The sequence below is a fragment of the Pseudomonas sp. PDM27 genome (assembly GCF_019219205.1).
Taxonomy (GTDB): Bacteria; Pseudomonadota; Gammaproteobacteria; order Pseudomonadales; family Pseudomonadaceae; genus Aquipseudomonas; species Aquipseudomonas laurylsulfatiphila.
The window spans coordinates 215167-241630 of record NZ_JAHUWF010000008.1 but is presented as its reverse complement, the minus strand read 5'-3'; the positions used below and the strand labels follow the sequence as shown (position 1 = coordinate 241630).

21 protein-coding genes are annotated in these 26464 nt (G+C 60.2%); 8 read left to right on the top strand and 13 right to left on the bottom strand.

All coding sequences use genetic code 11. From position 1 onward, the window contains the following. Positions 1-210: 210 nt before the first annotated feature. The 4 genes from nirB to cobA are packed head-to-tail and all read left to right on the top strand — an operon-like array spanning position 211 to position 6473. Complete coding sequence (gene nirB / locus KW838_RS18255) at positions 211-2664, top strand: nitrite reductase large subunit NirB (protein ID WP_102698808.1); 2454 nt, start codon at positions 211-213, stop codon at positions 2662-2664. Then, positions 2661-2978: a nitrite reductase small subunit NirD gene (gene nirD, locus KW838_RS18250; RefSeq protein WP_102698809.1), complete on the top strand. Its 318-nt coding sequence runs from the start codon at positions 2661-2663 to the stop codon at positions 2976-2978. Before nirB ends, nirD begins: the two co-directional genes overlap by 4 nt. Further along, entirely contained in the window at positions 2978-5695 is a 2718-nt protein-coding gene (locus tag KW838_RS18245) for a nitrate reductase (protein ID WP_218502171.1), read from the top strand. Before nirD ends, KW838_RS18245 begins: the two co-directional genes overlap by 1 nt. 10 nt (positions 5696-5705) lie before the next feature. Next, entirely contained in the window at positions 5706-6473 is a 768-nt protein-coding gene (gene cobA, locus KW838_RS18240) for a uroporphyrinogen-III C-methyltransferase (protein WP_218502155.1), read from the top strand. A gap of 114 nt (positions 6474-6587) precedes the next feature. Here cobA and KW838_RS18235 read toward each other — a convergent pair whose 3' ends face one another. The 8 genes from KW838_RS18235 to ppsA all read right to left on the bottom strand — a co-directional run bounded on the left by KW838_RS18235 (position 6588) and on the right by ppsA (position 14764). Further along, positions 6588-7619 carry an OmpA family protein gene (locus KW838_RS18235; protein WP_218502152.1) on the bottom strand — a complete coding sequence of 344 codons (1032 nt, stop codon included), beginning with the start codon at positions 7617-7619 and terminating at the stop codon, positions 6588-6590. A 107-nt stretch (positions 7620-7726) separates the two neighbouring features. Next, positions 7727-8317 carry an RNA polymerase sigma factor SigX gene (sigX, locus tag KW838_RS18230; RefSeq protein WP_075949123.1) on the bottom strand — a complete coding sequence of 197 codons (591 nt, stop codon included), beginning with the start codon at positions 8315-8317 and terminating at the stop codon, positions 7727-7729. A 90-nt stretch (positions 8318-8407) separates the two neighbouring features. Continuing rightward, complete coding sequence (locus KW838_RS18225; protein ID WP_007916401.1) at positions 8408-9232, bottom strand: mechanosensitive ion channel domain-containing protein; 825 nt, start codon at positions 9230-9232, stop codon at positions 8408-8410. 2 nt (positions 9233-9234) lie between these two features. Continuing rightward, complete coding sequence (locus KW838_RS18220; protein ID WP_007971509.1) at positions 9235-9483, bottom strand: hypothetical protein; 249 nt, start codon at positions 9481-9483, stop codon at positions 9235-9237. 62 nt (positions 9484-9545) lie between these two features. Next, positions 9546-10541 (bottom strand): zinc transporter ZntB, encoded by a 996-nt coding sequence (locus KW838_RS18215; protein ID WP_218502149.1) that lies wholly within the window; start codon positions 10539-10541, stop codon positions 9546-9548. A 27-nt stretch (positions 10542-10568) separates the two neighbouring features. Then, complete coding sequence (gene rraA, locus KW838_RS18210) at positions 10569-11057, bottom strand: ribonuclease E activity regulator RraA (RefSeq protein WP_173900792.1); 489 nt, start codon at positions 11055-11057, stop codon at positions 10569-10571. A 140-nt stretch (positions 11058-11197) separates the two neighbouring features. After that, entirely contained in the window at positions 11198-12187 is a 990-nt protein-coding gene (locus KW838_RS18205) for an alpha/beta fold hydrolase (protein WP_102698813.1), read from the bottom strand. Between the two features lie 201 nt (positions 12188-12388). Continuing rightward, on the bottom strand, positions 12389-14764 hold the full coding sequence (ppsA, locus tag KW838_RS18200) for a phosphoenolpyruvate synthase (protein ID WP_015096069.1): 2376 nt from the start codon (positions 14762-14764) through the stop codon (positions 12389-12391). A 174-nt stretch (positions 14765-14938) separates the two neighbouring features. Here ppsA and KW838_RS18195 point away from each other — a divergent pair, with 174 nt between their 5' ends. Next, positions 14939-15757, top strand: a complete 819-nt coding sequence (locus KW838_RS18195) for a pyruvate, water dikinase regulatory protein (protein ID WP_007971527.1) — start codon at positions 14939-14941, stop codon at positions 15755-15757. A gap of 182 nt (positions 15758-15939) precedes the next feature. Here KW838_RS18195 and prpF read toward each other — a convergent pair whose 3' ends face one another. From prpF to KW838_RS18170, 5 genes are all read right to left on the bottom strand, one after another. Continuing rightward, a complete protein-coding gene (gene prpF, locus KW838_RS18190; RefSeq protein WP_095965144.1) occupies positions 15940-17130 on the bottom strand; it encodes a 2-methylaconitate cis-trans isomerase PrpF in 1191 nt (396 codons plus the stop codon). A gap of 66 nt (positions 17131-17196) precedes the next feature. Further along, on the bottom strand, positions 17197-19791 hold the full coding sequence (acnD, locus tag KW838_RS18185; RefSeq protein WP_218502137.1) for a Fe/S-dependent 2-methylisocitrate dehydratase AcnD: 2595 nt from the start codon (positions 19789-19791) through the stop codon (positions 17197-17199). Positions 19792-19994: 203 nt separating this feature from the next. Next, positions 19995-21122 carry a 2-methylcitrate synthase gene (prpC, locus tag KW838_RS18180; RefSeq protein ID WP_007971533.1) on the bottom strand — a complete coding sequence of 376 codons (1128 nt, stop codon included), beginning with the start codon at positions 21120-21122 and terminating at the stop codon, positions 19995-19997. A 164-nt stretch (positions 21123-21286) separates the two neighbouring features. Next, entirely contained in the window at positions 21287-22177 is an 891-nt protein-coding gene (gene prpB / locus KW838_RS18175; protein WP_046816178.1) for a methylisocitrate lyase, read from the bottom strand. Continuing rightward, a complete protein-coding gene (locus KW838_RS18170) occupies positions 22174-22893 on the bottom strand; it encodes a GntR family transcriptional regulator (RefSeq protein WP_102698815.1) in 720 nt (239 codons plus the stop codon). The genes prpB and KW838_RS18170 overlap by 4 nt, the downstream gene beginning before the upstream one ends. A 296-nt stretch (positions 22894-23189) precedes the next feature. On the opposite strand from KW838_RS18170, the gene KW838_RS18165 reads away from it, so the two are divergent. From KW838_RS18165 to KW838_RS18155, 3 genes are read left to right on the top strand one after another with little or no spacing between them, the layout of a single operon-like run. Continuing rightward, positions 23190-23726 carry an ATP-dependent zinc protease gene (locus tag KW838_RS18165; protein WP_085716837.1) on the top strand — a complete coding sequence of 179 codons (537 nt, stop codon included), beginning with the start codon at positions 23190-23192 and terminating at the stop codon, positions 23724-23726. 5 nt (positions 23727-23731) lie between these two features. Next, on the top strand, positions 23732-25267 hold the full coding sequence (locus KW838_RS18160) for an inactive transglutaminase family protein (RefSeq protein WP_218502134.1): 1536 nt from the start codon (positions 23732-23734) through the stop codon (positions 25265-25267). After that, positions 25267-26253 (top strand): alpha-L-glutamate ligase-like protein, encoded by a 987-nt coding sequence (locus KW838_RS18155; RefSeq protein WP_218502131.1) that lies wholly within the window; start codon positions 25267-25269, stop codon positions 26251-26253. The genes KW838_RS18160 and KW838_RS18155 overlap by 1 nt, the downstream gene beginning before the upstream one ends. Positions 26254-26464: the final 211 nt, after the last annotated feature.

The following is a 26464-nucleotide window of genomic DNA, read 5'->3' as shown; positions in this document are numbered from 1 at the left end:
TGAGCAACTTGGCACAACCACTGCATTACCCTTTTCAACAGACATAAAGCGCAGGCTTCAACGACGAAGGCTGCACTTCCCGAGAGAACGGGACCAGGACAAAGGCGTCCTCGCTAGGCAACTAGCGGGACGCCTTTTTTTGTTTGCGCAAAATTTGTCGAGCATGGCCTGAACCCTGATGAGGCAGGCCTGGACTCCCCGGAGAACCTGATGAAAAAACTAAAACTGGTGATGATCGGCAACGGCATGGCCGGGGTCCGGACCCTGGAAGAACTGCTCAAGCTGAGCACCGAGCTGTACGACATCACGGTCTTCGGCGCCGAACCGCACACCAACTACAACCGCATCCTGTTGTCGCCGGTGCTGGCGGGCGAACAGACCTTCGAAGAGATCGTGCTCAACGACCTGGACTGGTACCTGGACAACAACATCAAACTGCTGCTCAACCGCAAAGTGGTGGAGATCGACCGGGTCAAGCGCCGGGTCATTGCCGAAGACGGCAGTGAAGCCGAATACGATCGCCTGCTGATCGCCACCGGCTCGACGCCTTTCATCCTGCCCATTCCCGGCAACACCCTCGAAGGCGTGATCGGCTACCGCGACATCGCCGATACCCAGGCCATGATCGACACCGCGAAAACCTACCGGCACGCCGTGGTGATCGGCGGCGGCCTGCTCGGCCTGGAGGCCGCCAACGGCCTGATGCTGCGGGGCATGCACGTCACCGTGGTGCATATCGGCGAGTGGCTGCTGGAGCGGCAACTGGACAAGACCAGCGGCCAGTTGCTGCAAACCGCCCTGGAGTCTCGCGGCCTGCATTTCCGTCTGTGCGAGCAAACCCAGGCTTTGCACGACGCGGGCAATGGCCGGGTCGGCTCGGTGCAATTCAAGAATGGCGACATCATCCCCGCTGACCTGGTGGTGATGGCCGCCGGCATTCGCCCCAATACCGAGCTGGCAGAGAAATCCGGCATTCCGTGCAATCGCGGGATTCTGGTCAACGACACCCTGCAAACCTATGACCCGCGGATCTACGCCATCGGCGAGTGCGCCAGTCACCGCGGCATCGCCTATGGTCTGGTGGCGCCGCTGTTCGAGCAGGCCAAAGTCTGCGCCAACCACCTCGCCCAACTGGGTTTTGCCACTTACAAGGGATCGGTGACCTCCACCAAGCTGAAGGTCACCGGCATCGACCTGTTTTCCGCTGGCGACTTCATGGGCGGTGAAGGCACCGAGACCATCACCCTCTCCGACCCGATTGGCGGGGTCTACAAGAAACTGGTGATCAAGGACGACGTGCTGGTCGGCGCCTGCCTGTACGGCGATACGGCCGATGGCGGCTGGTATTTCCGGCAGATCCGTGAAAACCACGCCATCAGTGAGATCCGCGATCATCTGATGTTTGGCGAAAACGCCTTGGGCGACGTAGGGCACCAGGGCCAGGACAAAGCCATGAGCATGGCCGACACGGCCGAAGTCTGCGGCTGCAACGGCGTGTGCAAAGGCACCATCGTCAAGGCCATTCAGGAACACGGGCTGTTCAGTGTCGACGAAGTGAAGAAACACACCAAGGCTGCCAGCTCCTGCGGTTCGTGCGCGGGTTTGGTGGAGCAGATCCTGATCAACACCGTGGGCGGCGCCGCCGACGTCAAACCGAAAAGCGAAAAGGCCATCTGCGGCTGCAGCGACCTCAACCACGGGCAAATCCGCCAGGCCATCCGCGAGCAGCACCTGCTGACGATCGCCGGCACCCTGAGCTACCTGAACTGGCGCACACCCAACGGCTGCGCCACCTGCCGGCCGGCGCTCAACTACTACCTGATTTCCACCTGGCCAGGGGAAGCCAAAGATGATCCGCAATCGCGCCTGATCAACGAACGCGCCCACGCCAACATCCAGAAAGACGGCACCTACTCGGTCGTCCCGCGGATGTGGGGCGGCGTGACCAATCCTTCGGAACTGCGGCGCATTGCCGACGTTGCCGACAAGTACAACGTGCCGATGGTCAAGGTCACCGGCGGCCAGCGCATCGACTTGCTGGGGATCAAGAAGCAGGACTTGCCGGGCGTCTGGAAAGACCTCGACATGCCGTCCGGCCATGCCTACGGCAAATCCATCCGCACCGTGAAGACCTGCGTCGGCAGCGAGTTCTGCCGCTTTGGCACGCAGAACTCCACACAACTTGGCATTGAACTGGAACATGACCTGTTCAACATGTGGTCGCCGCACAAAGTGAAACTGGCTGTCTCCGGTTGCCCGCGCAACTGTTCGGAAGCGGGCATCAAGGACGTAGGAATCATCGGCGTCGATTCCGGCTGGGAGATGTACATCGGCGGCAACGGCGGGATCAAGACCGAAGTCGCGGAGTTCTTCGTCAAACTGAAAACCGCCGAAGAAGTCCGCGAATACAACGGCGCATTCCTGCAGCTCTATCGCGAAGAAGCCTTTTACCTCGAACGCACCGTGCACTACCTGCAACGGGTCGGCATGGACCACATCAAGAAGGCCGTGCTGGAAGACCCGGAGCGGCGCAAGGCGCTCAACGATCGCCTGCAGTTCTCCCTGTCGTTCGAACAGGACCCGTGGAAAGAACGCCTGGAACAGCCGCAACTGAAAAAAGAATTCGACGTCATCCCCGTGAAAAACCTGGAGGTGCTGGCATGAACTGGCTGGATATCTGCGCACTGGATGAAATCAATGCCCTGGGCTCGCGGATCGTTGCCGGCCCTAAAGGCGACATCGCGATTTTCCGTACCAGCGACGATGAAGTGTTCGCCCTCGACGACCGTTGCCCGCACAAGGGCGGACCGCTGTCCCAAGGTTTGATCTACGGCAAGCGCGTGGCCTGCCCACTGCACAACTGGCAAATCGACCTGCAAAGCGGCGAAGCCCTGGCCCCGGACGTCGGCTGCGCCCACCACCATCCGGCGCGGGTCGAAAATGGCCGCGTGATGCTGGCCCTGCGGGACGCAGGCTGATGGACCGCCAGATCACCGCGTCCACCTGCTGCTATTGCGGGGTCGGCTGCGGCGTGCTGATCGAGCATGACGGCGAGCGCATCCTCGGCGTCAGCGGCGATCCGGCACACCCGGCCAATTTCGGCAAGTTGTGCAGCAAGGGATCAACCCTGCATTTGACCGGCGACTTGACGGCAAGGGCGCTGTACCCGGAACTGCGCCTGGGCAAAGGCCTGGCGCGCAGCCGCACCGACTGGGATACCGCGCTTGATCACGCCGCCAGCGTTTTCGCCCAAACCATTGCCGAGCATGGCCCGGACAGCGTGGCGTTCTACATTTCCGGGCAGTTGCTGACCGAGGACTACTACGCCTTCAACAAACTGGCTCGGGCGCTGGTGGGCACCAACAACATCGACAGCAATTCACGGCTGTGCATGTCGTCGGCGGTGGTCGGCTACAAGCGCAGCCTGGGCGCTGACGCTCCGCCATGCAGCTATGAAGACCTGGAATTGAGCGATTGCGTGATGATCGTCGGCAGTAACATGGCCTACGCCCACCCGGTACTGTTTCGCCGACTGGAAGAAGCCAAATCCCGACGGCCGCAGATGAAAGTCATCGTCATTGACCCACGTCGGACGGACACCTGCGATCTGGCTGACCTGCACCTGGCGATTTTGCCCGGCACCGATGTCGCCTTGTTCCATGGGATTTTGCATCTGCTGCTGTGGGAAGACTGGATCGACCGTGACTTCATCAAGGACCATACCGAAGGCTTGCCCGAGCTGAAGAAACTGGTGCGTGATTACACACCGCAGATGGTGTCGCAGCTCTGCGGAATCAGCGTCGGGCAATTGCAGCAATGTGCCGAGTGGATCGGCACATCACCGTCTTTCCTGTCGCTGTGGTGCATGGGGTTGAACCAGTCCACCGCCGGCAGCGCGAAAAACAGTGCACTGATCAATCTGCACCTGGCCACCGGGCAGATTGGCCGTCCGGGTGCAGGTCCTTTCTCGCTGACCGGTCAGCCGAATGCCATGGGCGGGCGGGAAACCGGTAGCCTGTCTAACCTGCTGCCGGGCCATCGTGACGCCGCCAACCCTGAGCACCGTGCTGACGTGGCCGCTTACTGGGGCGTTGATCAACTGCCTGAAAACCCGGGGCTGACTGCCATCGAGTTGTTTGAGCAGGTGGGCAGCGGCAAGATCAAAGCCTTGTGGATCGCCTGCACCAACCCCGCGCAGTCTCTTCCCGATCAGGCGGCCGTGCGCGCGGCACTGGAGGCCTGCCCGTTCGTGGTCTTGCAGGAGGCCTTTCGCACCACTGAAACCGCCAGGTTTGCCGACCTGTTGTTGCCCGCCGCCAGCTGGGGCGAAAAGGACGGCACGGTGACCAACTCCGAACGGCGTATTTCCCACGTCCGCCGCGCGATCGTCGCACCGGGTGAAGCACGCCCGGACTGGACGATCACGGTGGATTTCGCACAGCGCCTGGAAAAACATCTGCGCCCGGAAGCCACCAGCCTGTTTGCCTTTGACACCCCGGCGCAGGTCTTCGACGAATACAAACAGCTGACGCGGGGCCGCGATCTGGATTTGTCCGGGATCAGCCACGGCTTGATCGACACCATCGGCCCGCAGCAATGGCCCTTTCCTGCGGGGTCCAGCGCAGGCACCGCCCGCCTCTATCTCGACGGCATTTTCCCGACTTCCAGCGGACGCGCGCAGTTCGTGGCCGATCCGTATCGCGCCGCCAAGGAACAACGGGATGCGCGCTTCCCGCTGACGCTGATCACCGGTCGTCTGCGCGATCAATGGCACGGCATGAGCCGCACCGGCACTGCCGCGCAGTTGTTCGGCCATGTCAGTGAAGCCGTGTTGAGCCTGCACCCGGATGAGTTGCGCAGGCATCGCCTGCAAACGGGTGATTTGATCAGCCTGAAAAGCCGCCGCGGCGCGGTGATCGTACCGGTCGCCAGTGACGACAGCGTGCGTCCGGGCCAAGCCTTCTTGCCGATGCATTTTGGTGACCGTTTTCTCAAGGGCGGCGTGAACAGCCTCACCCTGCCCGCCTTCGACCCGTTGTCGAAACAACCGGAGCTCAAACACAGCGGCGTGCGCCTGGAACCGGTGCAATTGCCCTGGCACCTTTTCGCGCTGATAGAGGGCGATGTCCAACAACATTTTGAGACTCTACGCCCCCTCTGCGAGACGTTTTCCTACGTCAGCCTCAGTCTGACCGGTCGTGAGCGCCCTGCGCTGCTGATACGCGCTGCCAGCGCCACGGCGCCAGATCCGCAACTGCTGCGCGATATCGATCAATGCCTGGGGCTCAACGATGGACCGGTGCTGGCCTACGACGATCCACGACGCTCCATCGGTAAGCGGGTGCGGATCGAGAACGGCCGGATCACCGCGATCCGCCTGGCGGGTGAAACCCTCGCCCGGCACTGGCTGCAAAACCTCTGGCTCGAAGGTCGCGCCGATGAACAGCTACGGCGCTGGCTGCTCGCGCCACTGAGTGCCCCACCGGGCCAGGTTGACGCCGAAGCGATCGGTAACAAAACCCTGTGCAACTGCAAAAACGTCAGCCAAAACGCGGTCTGCGCCGGCATCCGCCGCGGCCTGGACTTGCCGGGGTTGAAACAAGAATTGGGTTGCGGCACGCAATGCGGCTCCTGCGTCCCGGAAATCAAGCGTTTGTTGGCCGCCACCGCGCAGCCGCAAGCCGCCATCTCGTGAGGAAAACACTATGAGCGCAAAAGTCTGGCTGGTGGGTGCAGGTCCTGGTGATCCTGAATTGCTGACCCTCAAAGCCGTTCGGGCGTTGAGAGAAGCGGATGTCGTGTTGATCGATGATCTGGTCAACGATGCGGTGCTGGAGCACTGCCCCGGCGCGCGGATAATTCCTGTGGGTAAGCGCGGTGGCTGTCGTTCAACGCCGCAAGCCTTTATCCATCGCCTGATGTTGCGTTATGCCCGTCAGGGTAAATGCGTGGTGCGCCTCAAGGGTGGCGACCCGTGCATCTTCGGGCGTGGCGGTGAAGAAGCGCAGTGGCTGCGCGAGCGTGGTGTCGAGGTTGAGCTGGTCAATGGCATCACCGCCGGCCTGGCGGGCGCAACGCAATGCGATATTCCATTGACCCTGCGCGGCGTGGCACGAGGGGTAACGCTGGTGACCGCCCACACTCAGGATGACAGCAGCCTGAACTGGCAAGCGCTGGCCCAAGGTGGCACGACACTGGTGATCTACATGGGGGTGGCGAAGCTCAGCGAGATCCGTGAGCAACTGCTGGCGGGCGCAATGGCGGCAGATACGCCGGTGGCAATGATTGAAAATGCATCGTTGCCGCATCAACGGGAATGTCGAAGCAACCTGATGGCAATGGAGGACGATGCCTGTGCCTTCGAGTTGAAAAGCCCGGCAATCCTGGTGATCGGTGCTGTGGCGGCCTGTGATGAGATCAAAAGATCACAGCCTTCGGCAGCTCCTGCACGGGTTCGGCATTTATCCCTGTAGGAGCTGGCGCAGGCTGCGATCCTTTGGAAGCAACGCAAAACCAATGCTGAAACCCAAATCGCAGACAAAGAAAAGCCCGGCCTAAGCCGGGCTTTTCTCAGAGCTGCGGGCTAATTACTTAGCTTGAGCTTCAACCTGCGCTTCTACGCGACGGTTAACAGCGCGACCAGCTTCAGTTTTGTTGTCAGCAACTGGGCGGGATTCGCCGTAGCCAACGGACTGAACGCGGGTCGATTCAACACCGTACTGGTTGGTCAGAACTTGTTTAACGGCGTTTGCACGACGCTCGGACAGTTTCTGGTTGTAAGCGTCAGGACCGACGGAGTCAGTGTGACCTTCAACAGTAGTGGTGGTGGATGGGTACTGCTTCATGAAGTCAGCCAGGTTCTTGATGTCGCCGTAGCTGTTTGGCTTGACTACCGACTTGTCGAAGTCGAACTTCACGTCCAGCTCAACACGAACAACTTCAGCAACTGCCGGGCAGCCGTCAGCGTCAACAGTTACGTTAGCTGGGGTGTCTGGGCACTTGTCAACGTTGTCGCAAACGCCATCGTTGTCGCTGTCAGAGCAAACTTCCGGAGCTGGAACTGGAGCAGCAGCTGGCTTGCTGCCGCCACCGAAGTTCACACCCAGACCGATGCTAGGAGCCCACTCGGTGTTGCCCTGGTCGATGTTGTATTGAGCTTCAACGCCAGCACGGGCGTAGAAGTTGTCGGTGAAGTACAGCTTGGCACCGCCGCCAACGTTGGCGAAGGTGGAACGGTTACGACCGTTCGAGCCGTTCTGGTCGATGCTCTGGTCGGAGAAACCGCCCGAGACGTAAGGACGCAGCATGTCGCCTGGGTTGTTGAAGTGGTACAGAGCGTCCAGAGCGGTGTTCGCGCCCTTAACGTTCTTGCCATCGTTTGCACGGGCGTTGTGCACTTCGTCGTAGGCCAGACGCAGTTCAACGTCGTCTGTCAGGAAGTAACCGATCGAACCACCCGGCAGGATGCCGTCGTTCTTGAAGTTACGGTCGCTATCGAAATATTGCTTCTTTGCGTAGCCTTCGATTTCAACTGCGCCTTGGCCCTGTGCCAGAGCGCCGATGGAAGTGGCGGCAATAAGAGAACCAATGGCCAAGCCCAAGGTGTTTTTCAGTTTCATCCGTTAAATCCCCATCTGGTGATTGTGAAGCAGTCCCGCAAACCGGGGGACAACTCGGCGGCAAGTCTAACAGAACTTGCCTACACGTAAGAGATATTTGCGCTGAACTAAGTTTCAGCAATGCCTGCAAATTTCTCACGCAATTTATCTAGAGCGCGTTTGTACCGCATTTTTGTTGCGCTCAAACCCATATGCATGATGTCTGCGATTTCCTGAAACTCCAGCTCTGCGACAAAACGTAGCACCAGAATTTCACGATCGATCGGGTTCACATACACCAACCAGCGATCAAGTCCGCCTTTTTCCTCAGGTTTCGGCGCCTTTTCTTCGGACGCCTCCTCGAGGGGGTCAAGACTCAATGCGTCCATCAAGCGACGCTTTCGCCGTTCCTTGCGATACTGTGTGATGCACTCGTTGTAGGTGATGCTATATAGCCACGTCTTGAACTTCGATTTACCTTCGAAGTTCTTCAGGCCATACAGCACCTTCAACATGACCTCCTGACAGACATCGTCTGCATCGCGATCGTTCCCGAGATATCTTGCACACACGTTAAATAATGTTCGCTGGTAACGCCGCATCAGTTCTTCGTAGGCGCGTGTTACGTGAAACAGCTCGGTATGCGAGCGCGCGACCAACTCCTCATCAGAGAGCTCGCGGGGGTCGTAGCGCATGGATAGCGATTGAGCTTTATTCAAAACAAGTCGGGCCGACAGTCAGGTCAATATCCTCCGCAGCCAGCGTCAGCTGGCATTTTGCGGCGGCATACATTAGCAGGGTTTGCCGGGTTAGCGGCTACTCACATGCTGCTCGAGGAGGATCCGATTGGAAAGAGAGACTAGCTCACCCTCATCGGTCAGCAATGTGGTTTTAACCGTGCCGATCTCTTCGATCTGGCCTTCGACCTCGCCAACACGCACTTGTTGCCCAACCTGATACAGCTCACGCACGTAGATTCCCGCAAGAATCTGGCCGGCTATTTCCCGGCTTCCCAACCCCATGGCCAGCGCTACCGCCAGACCAACGGTTATCAGCACAATCACGATCACGTGGTTCAGCAGGTCGGTCTTGACCTCCAACTGGCTGATCGCCACCGAAATACTGATGATGATCACCAGGCCCTGGGCAATTCGTCCAAGCCCTGAAGCATAGTCCAGCCCCACGCCTTCTGCCGCTCCGCGCACCAGCCCGTTGGCCAGTTGTGCCAGCAAAACACCTACCAGCAACACCAGCGCCGCGCCGAATACCTTCGGCAAATACAGCGCAAGCATATCCAGCGTAGCTGATACTCGCTCAAGTCCAAGGGATTCTGCGGCAGAAACCAGAAAAATAAGCAGAACGAACCAATAGACGATCTTGCCGATCAGGGTCGAGATGGGAACCTGCAATCCAGCGCGGGACATCAGCTTGGTCAGGCCAGTGCCGCCCATCAAGCGGTCCAGGCCCAGTTTGGCGAGCAATTTGGAAAGCAAGGTGTCCAGCAGTTTGGCCACGACAAAACCCAACAGCAGCACAACCAGTGCGCCGAACAGGTTTGGAATGAAGTTCGCAACCTTGGTCCACAACGCAGTCATTGCAGTGACGAGGCTCTGTGTCCAGAGATCAAGTTCCATATTCAATCAGCCTTATCAGCAGTGCGGGCAGCAGGTTTACGAAGACGGGATACCGGCGAGACATGGGCCGATCCGTTATTCAGGGCAATCATCAGTGCGGGCAACCAGCGCCCCAGCAGGCTGAACAAATCACCGGCGCCAACCTGGCGGTTGGCGGTTTTCAGCACACGCCCCAGACACGCATCGTCGTCCCGGGTGGACGGTGAGGCGTTGAGCATGTCGCGCAAAGACTGTTCAAACGGATCGTGCATACGCACCTCTCGTGATGTCTGTGGGAGACGCGGTCAGTTTTGGTCGGGTCACATGCATTCCCTCAGACCCAGCGCAAACGTCGGAATAACCACCATTGCCCCAATGCCACCGAAACCATCATCAGGCAGGCGATCAGAAAGCCGTAAGGGCTGGCAGAGAATGGAATGCCACCGACGTTGATCCCCAAAAGCCCGGCCAGAAAACTCATGGGCAAAAAGATCCCGGTGATGATCCCGAAGCGATACATCGTGCGGTTCATGCGCACGCTCAAGCGACGGTCTTCAGCCTCCAGGACCAGCCCCACCCGCTCCCGGGTCAGTTCCAGTTCCTCGAGGTAACGGGTCAGGCTGTTGTTCAATTCGTTCCAGTAATCACCGTCGTCCTCGACGAACCAGGGCAACTTGATTCGCGTCAACTGCCCGAAAATATCCCGCTGCGGAGCAAGAAAGCGCTTCAACGCTGCCGCCCGCCGACGAATCTGCAAAACCGCCCCGTGTTCAGGTGTATACCGTTCGTCGGCATCCAGCTTCTCTTCTTCCTCGTCGACCACTTCCGAGAGGCAACTGACCAGATCCTGCACCTTGTTGGTGAGGTACTGCGCCATGCAAAGGATGAGTTCGGAGGCGGTTTTCGGCCCCTTGCCCTCGGACAGTTGCACCAGCAACTCGTCAGTGGCGCGCAACGGACGCAAACGCAGGGAAATGACACGCTGGGCAGAACCGAAGATCCGCACCGACACCATGTCTTCCGGCTCGGCACCGGGGTTCAGATTGACCCCGCGCAGAAACAGCAGCAGTTCGCTGTCCGAAAGCTGTAAAAGTCGCGGACGGGTGTTTTCTTCGAGTAACAGGTCACAGCTGAATTCGCTCAGACCGCTGGATTTGCGCAGCCAGGTCTGGGTTTGCGGATGACTGCGATCCCAGTGCAACCACAGGCTTTCATGGGCCTGCAGCTGCAAGTCGTCAAGTTCAGTCCGGGCAATCGAACGCGCACCGCCTCTACCGTCCAGCACCAGGGCATGCACCAGCCCCCATTGCGCGTTTTCTTCCTCGAACATCCGCACTCCTCTGGTCTGCAGCCGTTTTTATTCAGGCATTTTCAGCGGGCTGGGCGAGATGATCACGCCGTTGTTGTCCGCATAGATGTAATGGCCCGGATGGAAGGTCACGCCGGCGAAGGTCACGGCTACGTTGAGATCGCCGATACCGCGCTTGTCGGTTTTCATCGGGTGACTGGCCAGCGCCTGAACCCCCAGATCGGTTTGCGCGATGACGTCGACGTCGCGGATGCAACCATAGATCACCAGGCCTTCCCAGCCATTGCTGGAGGCTTTCTCGGCGAGCATGTCACCCAGCAGCGCGCGGCGCAGGGAACCGCCGCCATCGACCACCAGAACCTTGCCATTGCCCTTGAGCTCGACTTGCTCCTTGACCAGCGAGTTGTCTTCGAAGCACTTGATGGTCACGATTTCGCCGCCGAAGGAATCACGGCCGCCGAAATTGCTGAACATCGGTTCCAGCACCTGCACCAGTTCCGGATAGGCGTCGCACAGGTCAGGCGTGAGGTAATGGATCATCGAGAAACTCCTGTAAAGAGGAAGACAGCACGAACATCAGTGATGACTCAGTCACGCAAAGTGACCGGAACAGCTCAATGCGTCATATCTTAGCCGCAAGCCGACCGGAGCGAAATGCCCTTGTTAGAGCATCAGGCTCAAACCGCTGCGGCCAAATCCCCTTGCCCACCCAACAAGGGTGTCTGCTGATCCGCCAGCCAGCGGGTCACCAATGGCCAGACTTCGGCCTGGGCAGGTTTGCTGACGAGCATTTCAACGTGACCGAAATTGTCGCCGAAACCCTGATCACGACCCAGATTGATAAATTGCTTGTGCTCGGAACCGAACTGCTCGAACAGTTTGCGGCAAGCCCACGCAGGGTCCTGGTGATCACCGGCTGCACTCACGGCGAGCACCGGCAACCTGACCTCGGCCAAACCGGCCCACCAGTCTTTATCGGCATCGCCAAAGCGCCCGAACAGACCGAACCAACGCATGCTTTCCAGGGCCAGGCCGATCGGCTCGTCCTCCGGGCCGCGCTTGAGCCTTGCTCCGGACAACTGGGCAAAACGCTTGAGAATGAAGCGACTGCTCCACTCCACCGGCGGAATCTTCAATGGCCAGTAGGTGCGACTGACTTGTGTACCGAAAAAAGCCGCCGAGGCCACCACCGGCTCACCGATGTACTCGCCACCCAGCGCTGCGGCCAGTGTAGTTCCCCCCAGCGAGTGACCGATCCAGTGCGGCACCTGCCCGCTCTGTTCGCGCACGAACGCGCCAATGGCCGGCAGGTCATAACGTGCGTAGTCGGCGACCCGGTTCTTGCGGTAGTCGTGGTTACGCTGGGACAGGCCATGGCCGCGCATTTCCGGAATCCAGACGTCGAACCCCAAGCGGGCCAGATAGGCGCCCAACCCCAGGCCCTTGGGAGAGAACCAGAACCGGCGATTGGAAAAGCTGCCGTGCAGCAGGATCACCGGCACGCCACGGGATGACGGCTCATCAGCCATGCCAAGGCGTGTCACAGCCAGTTCGACGGTGAAGTCGGGGCTGTTACCGGGTTTCAAGCGATACACATCTTCGCTCAGATCGCCGCGCCGTTCGGCGCTGATCAGGGCGACAGGAAATAGGTTGCTGCTGCTTTGCATAATCTCTTGCACAAAAAAGGGCGGCATCCGGAGGAGCCCGCCCTGCTTGAATCTCTAAAAGACCGCTCCCTGTGGGAGCGAGCCCTGCTCGCGAAGAACTTCAGGACACCACGTTTATCCAGCAAAAACGCGTCATCGTTGACGTCCATCGCGAGCAAGCTCGCTCCTACAAAGGTACGTGAGCGGCCCGTTCACATGGGGTCAAGCCTGCGCTTGACCCTCTGCCAGGAAGAACCAGGTTTCCAGTACGGAATCCGGGTTCAACGAAACGCTTTCGATGCCCTGCTCCATCAGCCACTTGGCCAGGTCCGGGTGGTCCGAAGGACCCTGACCGCAGATGCCGATGTACTTGCCGGCCTTGTTGCACGCGGCAATCGCATTGGCCAGCAGCTTCTTGACCGCCGGATTACGCTCGTCGAACAGGTGCGCGATGATACCGGAATCGCGGTCCAGGCCCAGGGTCAGCTGAGTCAGGTCGTTGGAACCGATGGAGAAACCGTCGAAGAACTCGAGGAATTCTTCGGCCAGGATGGCGTTGGACGGCAGTTCGCACATCATGATCACGCGCAGGCCGTTTTCGCCACGGGCCAGACCGTTTTCCGCCAGCAGATCCACCACCTGGCTCGCTTCACCCAGGGTACGAACGAACGGCACCATGATTTCGACGTTGGTCAGGCCCATTTCATTGCGCACGCGCTTGAGGGCGCGGCATTCGAGTTCGAAGCAGTCGCGGAACGATTCGCTGATGTAACGCGAAGCACCGCGGAAGCCCAGCATCGGGTTCTCTTCTTCCGGCTCGTACAGCTTGCCGCCGATCAGGTTGGCGTATTCGTTGGACTTGAAGTCCGACAGACGCACGATGACCTTCTTCGGCCAGAACGCAGCCGCCAGGGTGCTGATGCCTTCGACCAGTTTCTCGACGTAGAAGCCGACCGGGTCGTTGTAGCCGGCGATGCGCTTGTCGACGCTTTCCTTGATGTCCAGCGGCAGACCGTCGTAGTTCAGCAGTGCTTTAGGGTGCACGCCGATCATGCGGTTGATGATGAACTCCAGGCGAGCCAGGCCCACGCCAGCGTTCGGCAGCTGGGCGAAGTCGAAGGCGCGGTCCGGGTTGCCGACGTTCATCATGATCTTGAACGGCAGCTCCGGCATGGCATCCACGGAGTTCTTCTTGATGTCGAAGCCCAGTTCGCCTTCGAAGATGAAACCGGTGTCGCCTTCAGCGCAGGAAACGGTCACGCCCTGGCCGTCTTTCAACAGCTGGGTGGCGTTGCCGCAACCGACTACCGCTGGAATACCCAGCTCACGGGCGATGATCGCCGCGTGGCAAGTACGACCGCCACGGTTGGTGACGATGGCGCTGGCGCGTTTCATGACCGGTTCCCAGTCCGGGTCGGTCATGTCGGACACCAGTACGTCGCCTGGCTGGACCTTGTCCATCTCGGACACGTCCTTGATGATGCGGACCTTGCCGGCGCCGATGCGCTGGCCGATGGCGCGACCTTCAACCAGCACGGTACCGGTTTCTTTCAACAGGTAACGTTCCATGACGTTGGCCTGGGTGCGGCTCTTCACGGTTTCCGGACGGGCCTGCACGATGTACAGCTTGCCGTCGTCACCGTCCTTGGCCCACTCGATGTCCATCGGGCACTGGTAGTGCTTCTCGATGATCATCGCCTGCTTGGCCAGCTCGCTGACTTCAGCGTCGGTCAGGCAGAAACGTGCGCGCTCGGCCTTGTCCACGTCGACGGTCTTGACCGAACGACCGGCCTTGGCCTCGTCGCCGTAGATCATCTTGATGGCCTTGCTGCCCAGGTTGCGGCGCAGGATGGCCGGACGACCGGCAGCCAGCGTGCCCTTGTGGACGTAGAACTCATCCGGGTTCACCGCGCCTTGAACAACGGTTTCACCCAGGCCGTAGGCGCCGGTGATGAACACCACGTCACGGAAGCCCGATTCGGTATCGAGGGTGAACATCACGCCGGCGGTGCCGGTTTCGGAGCGGACCATGCGCTGCACGCCGGCCGACAGGGCAACCAGCTTGTGGTCGAAGCCCTGGTGCACGCGGTAGGAAATGGCACGGTCGTTGAACAGCGAGGCGAACACCTCTTTGGCGGCGCGAATGACGTTTTCGACACCACGGATGTTCAGGAAGGTTTCCTGCTGACCGGCGAAGGAAGCGTCCGGCAGGTCTTCGGCGGTAGCGGAAGAGCGCACGGCCACGGCCACGTCAGGGTTGCCGGCGGACAGCGTGGCGAACGCGGTACGGATTTCGGCATTCAGTTTTTCAGGGAACTCGGCTTCCATGATCCATTGACGGATCTGGGCACCGGTCTTGGCCAGGGCATTCACGTCATCGACGTCCAGGGCATCGAGTGCGTCGTGAATCTGCTTATTCAGGCCGCTCAGCTCCAGGAAATCACGATAAGCCTGAGCGGTCGTGGCGAAGCCGCCGGGCACCGATACACCGGCACCCGCAAGGTTGCTGATCATCTCGCCCAGGGATGCGTTCTTGCCCCCCACATGCTCAACATCGTGTTTGCCGAGCTTATCGAGGGAAACTACGTACTCTACCAAGGTGATCTCTCCACTAACTGTGTTGGAAAAGCTCAGAAACCGGCTGCTTAAGTGAGCATTTGCCGGCTATATGGCCTGGACCTGGAAAATAAGTGAGAATGCGGGCCATTGGCGGCCGGCAAATCGCGCCTATCATATCCAAGATTCGTTACTAGCTTAAGGCCCAAGGTGCAAATGAAACGATCTGCTTTCTTTATCTCCGATGGTACCGGCATTACCGCCGAAACCCTGGGTCAAAGCCTTCTGGCGCAGTTCGAAAACATTACCTTCAGCAAGGTCACGCGGCCGTACATCGACAACGTGGACAAAGCGCGGGCCATGGTACAACAAATCAACAAAGCCGCCGAAACCGACGGTTTCCGTCCGATTATCTTCGACACCATCGTCAATCAGGACATTCGTGAGATTCTCGCCACCTCGAATGGTTTCATGATCGACATTTTCTCGACGTTCCTGGCACCGCTTGAACAGGAACTGACCGAGCATTCTTCCTACACCGTCGGCAAGTCCCACTCCATCGGCGCCAACACCAATTACATGGAGCGTATCGAGGCCGTCAACTTCGCCCTCGACAACGACGACGGCGCCCGCACGCACTATTACGACAAGGCCGACCTGATACTAGTGGGCGTGTCGCGATGTGGTAAGACGCCGACGTGTCTGTACATGGCAATGCAGTTCGGTATCCGCGCGGCCAACTACCCGCTGACCGAAGACGACATGGAACGCCTGCAACTGCCAAACGCCCTGCGCGCCCACCAGCACAAGCTGTTCGGCCTGACCATCGACCCGGACCGCCTCACCGCGATTCGCAACGAGCGCAAACCCAACAGCCGCTATTCGAGCTACGCCCAGTGCGAGTTCGAGGTGCGCGAGGTCGAGAACCTGTTCCGCCGCGAAAACATTCCACACATCAACTCCACGCATTTTTCCGTGGAAGAGATCTCCGCGAAGATTCTCGTGGAGAAAGGTGTGGAGCGGCGTTTCAAGTAAAGCTCCCGGCGCCTGTTCCGGCCCTATCGCGAGCAGGCTCGCTCCCACACACCGTCGATCCAGTGTGGGAGCGGGCTTGCTCGCGAAGGCGGAGTGTCAGTCGACATCTATATTGCCTGACACACCGCTTTCGTCGGAACGCCGCCCGGAGCAAGCCCGCTCCCACAGGGTTTTGGGTGATCTTAGAAAGAATCCCCCGGCACCCGCACAAACCCTTCCATCAATACCCGCGCACTGCGGCTCATGATCGCCTTGTTCACGGTCCATTCACCATTGACCAGGCTGGCCTCGGCGCCGACGCGCAGGGTGCCGGACGGGTGTCCGAAGCGCACCGCGTTGCGTTCGATACCACCTGCCGCGAGGTTCACCAGGGTGCCGGAAATCGCTGCCGCCGTACCGATCGCCACGGCCGCCGTACCCATCATCGCGTGGTGCAACTTGCCCATGGACAACGCACGCACCAGCAGGTCGACATCGCCTGCGGCAATCGCCTTGCCGCTGGACGCCACGTAGTCCGCCGGCTTGGCCACGAAGGCGACTTTCGGCGTGTGTTGGCGCTTGGCCGCTTCGTCGATGTTGGCAATCAGGCCCATGCGCAATGCCCCGTAGGCGCGGATGGTCTCGAACATCAGCAAGGCTTTCGGGTCGCCGTTGATCGCGCCCTGCAACTCGGTGCCCTTGTAGCCGATGTCTTCGGCATTGACGAAAATCGTCGGGATGCCGGCGTTGATCATGGTCGCCTTGAAGGTGCCGACGCCGGGCACTTCCAGGTCATCGACCAGGTTGCCGGTGGGGAACATCGAACCGCCGCCCCCCTCTTCTTCCGCTGCCGGATCGAGAAACTCTATCTGCACTTCGGCCGCCGGGAAGGTCACGCCGTCGAGTTCGAAATCGCCGGTCTCCTGCACCTCACCATTGGTGATCGGCACGTGGGCGATGATGGTCTTGCCAATGTTGGCCTGCCACACGCGAACCACCGCTACGCCGTTATGCGGGATACGGCTGGCGTCCACCAGGCCGTTGCTGACCGCGAACGAACCGACCGCCGCCGACAGGTTGCCGCAGTTGCCGCTCCAGTCGACGAAGGGCTTGTCGATGGACACCTGGCCGAACAGGTAATCGACGTCGTGATCGGCCTTGGTGCTTTTCGACAGGATCACGGTTTTGCTGGTGCTGGAGGTCGCACCGCCCATGCCGTCGATTTGTTTGTCGTACGGGTCGGGGCTGCCGATCACGCGCAGCAGCAACGCGTCGCGGGCCGGGCCTGGGACCTGTGCCGCTTCAGGCAGGTCCTTGAGACTGAAGAACACGCCTTTGCTGGTGCCGCCGCGCATGTATGTAGCTGGAATCTTGATTTGAGCTGCGTGAGCCATGGTGCTCGTTACTCCTGATCTGAAAGCAGACACGGGACTTGAAGTCCCGTGTCTGTATTGCGTGCGTTAAACGGCAACCGCCGACTCTTCGAGGAAGTCCTGGGCGAAGCGTTGCAGCACGCCGCCGGCCTCGTAGATCGACACTTCTTCGGCGGTGTCGAGGCGGCAGGTCACCGGCACATCGACGCGCTCACCGTTCTTGCGATGGATCACCAGCGTCAGCTCGGCGCGTGGCGTGCGATCACCGATCACGTCGTAGGTTTCGCTGCCGTCGATGGCCAGGGTGTGACGGTTGGTGCCTGGCTTGAATTCCAGCGGCAACACGCCCATGCCCACCAGGTTGGTGCGGTGAATGCGCTCGAAACCTTCGGCGGCAATCGCCTCCACACCCGCCAGACGCACGCCCTTGGCCGCCCAGTCGCGGGACGAACCCTGACCGTAGTCGGCACCGGCGATGATGATCAGCGGCTGCTTGCGATCCATGTAGGTTTCGATGGCTTCCCACATGCGCATCACTTTGCCTTCCGGCTCGACACGGGCCAGCGAACCCTGCTTGACCTTGCCGTTTTCCAGAACCATTTCGTTGAACAGTTTCGGGTTGGCGAAGGTGGCGCGCTGCGCCGTCAGGTGGTCACCGCGGTGCGTCGCGTAAGAGTTGAAGTCCTCTTCCGGCAGGCCCATTTTCGCCAGGTATTCGCCGGCGGCGCTGTCCATCATGATCGCGTTGGACGGCGACAGGTGATCGGTGGTGATGTTGTCCGGCAACACCGCCAGCGGACGCATGCCCTTGAGCGGACGAGCACCGGCCAGCGCGCCTTCCCAGTACGGCGGACGACGGATGTAGGTGCTCATTTCACGCCACTCGTACAGCGGCGCGACTTTCGGGCCGGTGTCTTCGTGGATGGCGAACATCGGGATATACACCTGGCGGAACTGCTCCGGCTTCACCGACGCCTTGACCACCGCGTCGATTTCTTCGTCGCTCGGCCAGATGTCTTTCAGGCGGATTTCCTTGCCATCCACCACGCCCAGCACGTCCTTTTCGATGTCGAAGCGGATGGTGCCGGCAATCGCATAGGCAACCACCAAGGGCGGCGATGCGAGGAACGCTTGCTTGGCGTATGGGTGAATCCGGCCGTCGAAGTTACGGTTTCCGGACAACACCGCAGTGGCGTACAGGTCGCGGTCGATGATCTCTTGCTGGATCACCGGGTCCAGTGCGCCGGACATGCCGTTGCACGTGGTGCAGGCGAAAGCCACGACGCCGAAGCCGAGCTTGTCCAGCTCTTCGGTCAGGCCGGCTTCATCGAGGTACAGCGCCACGGTTTTCGAACCCGGTGCCAGGGACGACTTGACCCAAGGCTTGCGGGTCAGGCCGAGCTTGTTGGCGTTGCGCGCCAGCAGGCCGGCGGCGATCACGTTGCGCGGGTTGCTGGTGTTGGTGCAGCTGGTGATGGCGGCGATGATCACCGCGCCGTCCGGCATTTGCCCCGGCACATCGTCCCACTGACCGGAGATGCCTTTGGCCGCCAGATCCGAAACCGCCACACGGGCGTGCGGGTTGCTCGGGCCGGCCATGTTGCGCACGACCGAGGACAGGTCGAACGTCAGGCCGCGCTCGTATTGCGCGCCTTTGAGGCTGTCAGCCCACAGGCCGACCTGCTTGGCGTAGTTCTCGACCAACTGCACCTGCTCGTCTTCACGGCCGGTGAGCTTGAGGTAGTCGATGGTCTGCTGGTCGATGTAGAACATCGCCGCGGTGGCGCCGTATTCCGGGGCCATGTTGGAGATGGTTGCGCGGTCGCCGAGGGTCAGCGCGGAGGCGCCTTCGCCGAAGAACTCCAGCCATGCGCCAACGACTTTTTGCTTGCGCAGGAACTCGGTCAGCGCCAGCACCATGTCGGTGGCGGTGATGCCCGGTTGCAGCTTGCCGGTCAGTTCGACGCCAACGCTTTCCGGCAGACGCATCCACGATGCGCGGCCGAGCATCACGCTTTCGGCTTCGAGACCACCGACACCGATGGCGATCACGCCCAGCGCATCGACGTGCGGGGTGTGGCTGTCGGTACCGACGCAGGTATCAGGGAAGGCCACACCGTCACGCATCTGGATCACCGGAGACATTTTCTCCAGGTTGATCTGGTGCATGATGCCGTTGCCCGGCGGGATCACGTCGACGTTCTTGAACGCCTTCTTGGTCCAGTTGATGAAGTGGAAGCGGTCTTCGTTGCGACGGTCTTCGATGGCGCGGTTCTTCTCGAACGCGTCCGGATCGAAGCCACCGCGCTCGACGGCCAGGGAGTGGTCGACGATCAGTTGGGTCGGCACCACCGGGTTGACTTGCGCCGGGTCACCGCCTTGCAGGGCGATGGCGTCACGCAGGCCAGCGAGGTCGACCAGCGCGGTCTGGCCGAGAATGTCGTGGCACACCACGCGGGCCGGGAACCACGGGAAATCGAGATCGCGCTTGCGCTCGATGAATTGCTTCAGGGATTCGGTGAGCGTGGCCGGGTCGCAGCGACGCACAAGGTTTTCCGCCAGCACACGGGAGGTGTACGGCAGGGTGTCGTAGGCGCCAGGCTGGATCGCCTCGACCGCTGCGCGGACATCGAAGTAATCCAGGTGGCTGCCAGGCAGCGGTTTACGGAATTGTGTGTTCATCGTCAGGACTCGGTCACGGTAGTTACAAAAGGTGGGGCCTGGCACCAGACTTGAAGTTCACACCATCCACTGTGGGAGCGAGCTTGCTCGCGATGACTGAGTCACATCCAACATACATGTCGACTGACCCACCGCTATCGCGGGCAAGCCCGCTCCCACAGGGATTTCGGTGAACTTCAATATCAGTGCTTAGCCTCCACCATTCAGCGCTGTTCGATTGGCACGAACTTGCGCTGTTCAACGCCGGTGTATTCGGCGCTTGGACGGATGATGCGGTTGTTGGCGCGTTGTTCGTACACGTGTGCAGCCCAGCCGGTCAGGCGCGAGCAGACGAAGATCGGTGTGAACAACTTGGTCGGGATGCCCATGAAGTGGTACGCCGAGGCATGGTAGAAGTCGGCGTTCGGGAACAGCTTCTTCTGCTCCCACATGGTCTTGTCGATGGCTTCGGAGACCGGGAACAACACCTTGTCGCCCACTTCGTCAGCAAGCTTTTTCGACCAGCCCTTGATCACCTCGTTGCGCGGATCGTTGTCCTTATAGATCGCGTGGCCGAAGCCCATGATCTTGTCCTTGCGCTCGAGCATGCCGAGGGTGCCCTTGATCGCGTCTTCCGGCGACGAGAAACGCTCGATCATTTCCATCGCCGCTTCGTTGGCGCCACCGTGCAGCGGGCCGCGCAACGAGCCGATGGCCGCGGTGATGCACGAATACAGGTCGGACAGGGTCGATGCGCAAACACGTGCGGTGAAGGTCGACGCGTTGAACTCGTGCTCCGCGTAGAGGATCAGCGAAACGTTCATCACCTTGACGTGCAGCTCGCTTGGTTTCTTGCCATGCAGCAGGTGCAGGAAGTGGCCGCCGATGGACTGCTCGTCGCTCACGCAATCGATGCGCTTGCCTTCGTGGCTGAAGCGATACCAGTAAGTCATGATCGCCGGGAATGCAGCCAGCAGGCGATCGGTCTTGTCGTGTTGCTCGGAGAAATTGTTCTCCGGCTCCAGGTTGCCCAGGAACGAGCAGCCCGTGCGCATCACGTCCATCGGGTGGGCGTCGGCGGGGATGCGCTCGAGCACTTCTTTCAGCGCTTGCGGCAGGTCACGCAGCTTGCTCAGCTTGGCGATGTAGGCGTTCAGTTGCGCCTTGCTCGGCAGTTCGCCGTACAGCAGCAGGTAGGCAACTTCTTCGAACTGTGCGTCAGCCGCCAGTTCACGTACGTCATAACCACGATAGGTCAGACCGGCACCCGACTGGCCCACGGTGGACAGTGCGGTTTGCCCGGCTACCTGGCCACGGAGCCCGGCGCCACTGAGTACTTTTGCTTCGGCCATTGCTGTCTCCAATTTTTTTGAAATTTTTTGGGGAAACTCATTGCTCTTCTGTGGGAGCGAGCCTGCTCGCGATGGTGGACGGCACACCGCGGGGTATCAGGCTTCCCGCGTCATCGTTGACGTCTATCGCGAGCAGGCTCGCTCCTACAGGTACAGGGTGTTCGTTACTTCTTCGCGGCAAATAACGCATCGAGCTTCTGCTCGAAGGTGTGGTAGTCGATGCGATCGTAAAGCTCCATGCGCGTCTGCATGGTGTCGATGACGTTCGCCTGCGTGCCATCGCGGCGCAGTGCGGTGTAGACGTTTTCCGCGGCCTTGTTCATGGCGCGGAAGGCCGACAGCGGGTACAGCACCAGCGACACGTCGACAGCGGCGAGTTGCTCGGTGGTGTACAGCGGGGTCGCGCCGAATTCGGTGATGTTGGCCAGGATCGGCGCTTTCACGCGGCTGGCGAACAGCTTGTACATCTCAAGTTCGGTGATGGCTTCCGGGAAAATCATGTCGGCGCCGGCTTCGATGCAGGCAGCGGCGCGATCCAGGGCAGACTCCAGGCCTTCCACCGCCAGGGCGTCGGTGCGGGCCATGATCACGAAGCTGTCATCGGTACGCGCATCGACGGCGGCCTTGATGCGGTCGACCATTTCCTGCTGGGTCACGATCTCTTTATTAGGACGGTGGCCGCAGCGCTTGGCGCCGACCTGGTCTTCGATATGAATCGCCGCCGCGCCAAACTTGATCATCGACTTGACGGTACGAGCGACGTTGAACGCCGAGGAACCGAAACCGGTGTCCACGTCCACCAGCAATGGCAGATCGCAGACGTCGGTGATACGGCGCACGTCGGTCAGCACGTCATCCAGGCCGGTGATGCCCAGGTCAGGCAAGCCGAGGGAGCCGGCAGCCACCCCGCCACCCGACAGGTAGATCGCCTTGAAACCGGCGCGCTTGGCCAGCAGCGCATGGTTGGCATTGATTGCGCCGACCACTTGCAGTGGATGTTCGCTGGCGACCGCATCGCGGAAACGCTGGCCTGGTGTGCTCTTGTTCAAACTCATGACTCACCTCGTTTGGCTGTCGGGTTGACGCCGTCCTGGTAATGACGGGCGATATTGCGTTTGGAGGCGCCGATGTGACGGCGCATCAACAACTCGGCCAGCTCACCGTCACGGTCGGCGATGGCATCGAGAATGCGGTGGTGCTCGGCGAACGCCTGGTGCGGGCGATTGGGCGTGGTGGAAAACTGGATGCGGTACATGCGCACCAATTGATAGAGCTCGCCGCAGAGCATTTGGGTCAGCGTGCGGTTGCCGCTGCCCTGGATGATTCGGTAATGGAAGTCGAAATCGCCTTCCTGCTGGTAGTAGCCGCGACCTGCCTGGAATGCCTCATCACGCTCATGGGTTTCCAGAACCCGACGCAGCTCGTCGATTTCTTCGAGACTCATGCGCTCGGCGGCCAGGCGACAGGCCATGCCTTCCAGGGATTCGCGGATTTCGTACAGTTCAAGCAGTTCGGCATGATTGAGCGACACCACCCGCGCCCCGACATGCGGCACGCGTACCAGCAGGCGCTGGCCTTCCAGGCGATGGATGGCCTCACGCAGCGGGCCACGGCTGATGCCGTAGGTACGCGCCAGCTCCGGTTCGGAGATTTTGCTGCCCGGCGCGATCTCGCCTTTGACGATAGCCGCCTGAATACGGCGGAAGACGTTCTCGGAAAGTGTCTCCGTATCGTCTGGCGTAGAAACCGGGGGATCGAGTTGATCCAGCATATTGTCGACACCTTGTGAGCCAATGCCGCAAAAACTAACGAATACCGGGAGCGCAGTCAAAGGTTAAATCGATATTGTCGACAATCTTCTGATAACCGGTTGCACCATAACGAAGCAATCCGCTGGTTCATAGCCACCCGCCAGCGCTGGCGCCATCAAACCACCGTGCTAGAATGCCGCCGCATTTGTTTGTCACATCTGCACTGCCTGTCATAAAAATCTGCCAGGCATACGAGGGAGCTTGCGCAGCGATGCCAGGGCCTTGAATCAAGTCGGACCGCTGCGCACCAGGATTTATGAGACTCAAGCCCTTCCCTGCTTTCCTTTATTTACTTTGCCTGCCCGGGTTCGCCATGGCCGGGGAAAAGACTGTGTATGGCCTCAATGAGTACGCATCGCTCAATGGCATCGACCTGGAAGTGGCGGCCAAACTCGACACCGGGGCAAAAACCGCTTCCCTGAGTGCACGGGACATCAAACGTTTCAAACGCAACGGCGAATCCTGGGTACGGTTTTACCTGGCCATCGACGCCGCCCATTCGCATCCGATCGAACGCCCGCTGGCCCGTGTCAGCAAGATCAAGCGCCGGGCCGGCGACTACGACCCCGAGGAAGGCAAGAAGTACACCGCCCGCCCCGTGATCGAACTGGACATCTGCATGGGCTCGGCCCTGCGCAGCATCGAAGTGAACCTGACCGACCGTAGCGCGTTCCAATATCCGCTCCTGATTGGCTCCGAAGCGCTCAAGCGTTTCGATGCACTGGTTGACCCCAGCCTTAAATATGCTGCCGGCAAACCCGCCTGCACCACCGACGCTCATACCGCCGAGTAATTCAAATGCGCTCTCTTACCCTTCATCTGAAACTGCTGATCGCCATCCTGGTGGTGCTGGGCATTTCAGTTACGGCCTATCAGATCTTCGTGCTGGGCATCCCGGTGACCGAAGACGCCACTGACGACCTGTGGAACATCGACGCCAAGGTCGAGTTCGTCGCCAGCGCCAAGGATCCGGTCAAGATCCAGATGTTCGTGCCACCGCTTAGCCGCGACTTCGTCAGCCTCAACGAGAGCTTCATCTCCAATAACTACGGCGTGGCCGTGAACCGGGTCGACGGCAACCGCAAGGTCACCTGGTCGGCACGCCGGGCCAAAGGCAATCAGACGCTGTATTACCGCCTGGTACTGACCAAGCGTTATTCCGGCGAGAAGGCCAAGATCAAGGGCCCGACCTTTCGCGACAGCATCACCATCGAAGGCCCGGAAAAAATCGCCGCCGAAGCCCTGCTCGCACCGATTCGCCAGCATTCGGCCGACGTCGAAACCTTCGTCGGCGAAGCCATCAAGCGGGTCAACAACCTCAACGACGACAACGTGAAACTGTTGCTGGCCGGTGATCCATCCACCGCGCACAAGGCGAAAACCGTCGAGCTGCTGCTGTCCATCGCCCACGTGCCGATCGAGAAGGTCCACACCATTCGCCTGGTGGCAGACCAGCCGCAGGTACCGGAACTGTGGCTGCGCAGTTTCAATGGCACCGACTGGCTGTACTTCAACCCGGAAACCGGTGAGCAAGGGCTGCCGACCGACCGCCTGCTGTGGTGGACCGGCGACGAAAACCTGATCACCGTCGATGGCGGCAAGAAGGCCAATGTGACCTTCAGCCTGAACAACAGCGAAATGAACGCCATTCGCCTGGCCAAGCTGACCGACGAAAACACCGACGCCAACTTCCTCGAGTACTCGTTGTACGGCCTGCCGCTGCAAACCCAGCAGACCTTCATGATCATGGTGATGATCCCGATCGGCGTACTGGTGATCCTGATCCTGCGCAACCTGATCGGCATCCAGACCCTGGGCACCTTCACCCCGGTGCTGATCGCCCTGGCCTTCCGCGAAACCCAGCTCGGCTTCGGTATCGTGCTGTTTACCATCATCACGGCGCTGGGGCTGTCGCTGCGCTCCTATCTCGAACACCTGAAACTGCAGATGCTGCCGCGGCTGTCGGTGGTACTGACCTTCGTGGTGGTGCTGATTGCGGCCATCAGCCTGCTCAGCCATAAACTCGGCCTGGAACGCGGCTTGTCGGTGGCACTGTTCCCGATGGTGATCCTGACCATGACCATCGAACGCCTGTCGATCACCTGGGAAGAGCGCGGCGGTGGCCATGCCATGAAAGTGGCCATCGGCACGCTGTTCGCCGCGTCCCTGGCGCACCTGATCATGAGCGTGCCGGAACTGGTGTACTTCGTGTTCACCTTCCCGGCAATCCTGCTGATCCTGGTGGGTTTCATGCTGGCCATGGGTCGTTATCGCGGCTATCGCCTGACCGAACTGGTGCGCTTCAAGGCCTTCCTGAAAAAGGCTGACGCCTGATGTTCGGCCTCTGGAAGACCTGGAAGGCCCTGGAAGCCCGGGGCATCATGGGGATCAATCGGCGCAACGCAGACTACGTGCTCAAGTACAACAAGCGCAGCCTGTACCCGATCGTCGATGACAAGATCATCACCAAGGAGCGCGCCATCGCCGCCGGCATCCATGTGCCCGAGCTCTATGGCGTGATCTCCACCGAGAAGGAAATCGACAATCTCGAAGAGATCATTGGCGCACGCAATGACTTCGTGATCAAACCGGCCCAGGGCGCTGGCGGCGATGGCATCCTGGTCATCGCCGACCGCTTTGAAGGGCGTTATCGCACGGTGTCCGGCCGGATCATCAGCCATGAAGAAATCGAGCACCAGGTTTCCAGCATCCTGACCGGCCTGTACTCCCTGGGCGGTCACCGCGACCGGGCGCTGATCGAATACCGCGTGATTCCGGACCAGATCTTCAAGAGCATCAGCTACGAAGGCGTGCCGGATATCCGCATCATTGTCTTGATGGGTTACCCGGTGATGGCCATGTTGCGCCTGCCGACGCGCCAGTCCAACGGCAAGGCCAACCTGCACCAAGGCGCCATCGGCGTCGGCGTGGACCTGGCCACCGGCCTGACCCTGCGCGGCACCTGGCTGAACAACATCATCAACAAACACCCGGACACCACCAACGCGGTGGATGGCGTGCAACTGCCCTACTGGGACGGTTTCATGAAACTCGCCGCTGGCTGTTATGAGTTGTGCGGGCTGGGCTACATCGGTGTCGACATGGTCCTGGACCAGGAAAAAGGCCCGCTGATCCTTGAACTCAACGCCCGGCCGGGGCTGAATATCCAGATTGCCAACGACTGCGGGCTGACGTTGCGTACTCATGCGGTGGAAGCACGACTGGAAGACCTGAAGGCTCGTGGCGTGACCGAAACGGTCGAAGAGCGCGTGGCGTTTGTGCAGGAGATGTTTGGGCATATTCCTGCGGTCGAGGGTTGATCCAGAACCAAGTCGCCTCTTTCGCGAGCAGGCTCGCTCCCACAAGAGCAGCACTGAACCCTGTGGGAGCGAGCTTGCTCGCGATGGACCAGAGAGCGCCACGGGGTGTCAGGCTCCCAGCGTCATCGTTCACGACCATCGCGAGCAAGCTCGCTCCTACACTCCATCCCCCTCTAGGAGCAATTCTCCGAGAGGACTACAATCGCCACCC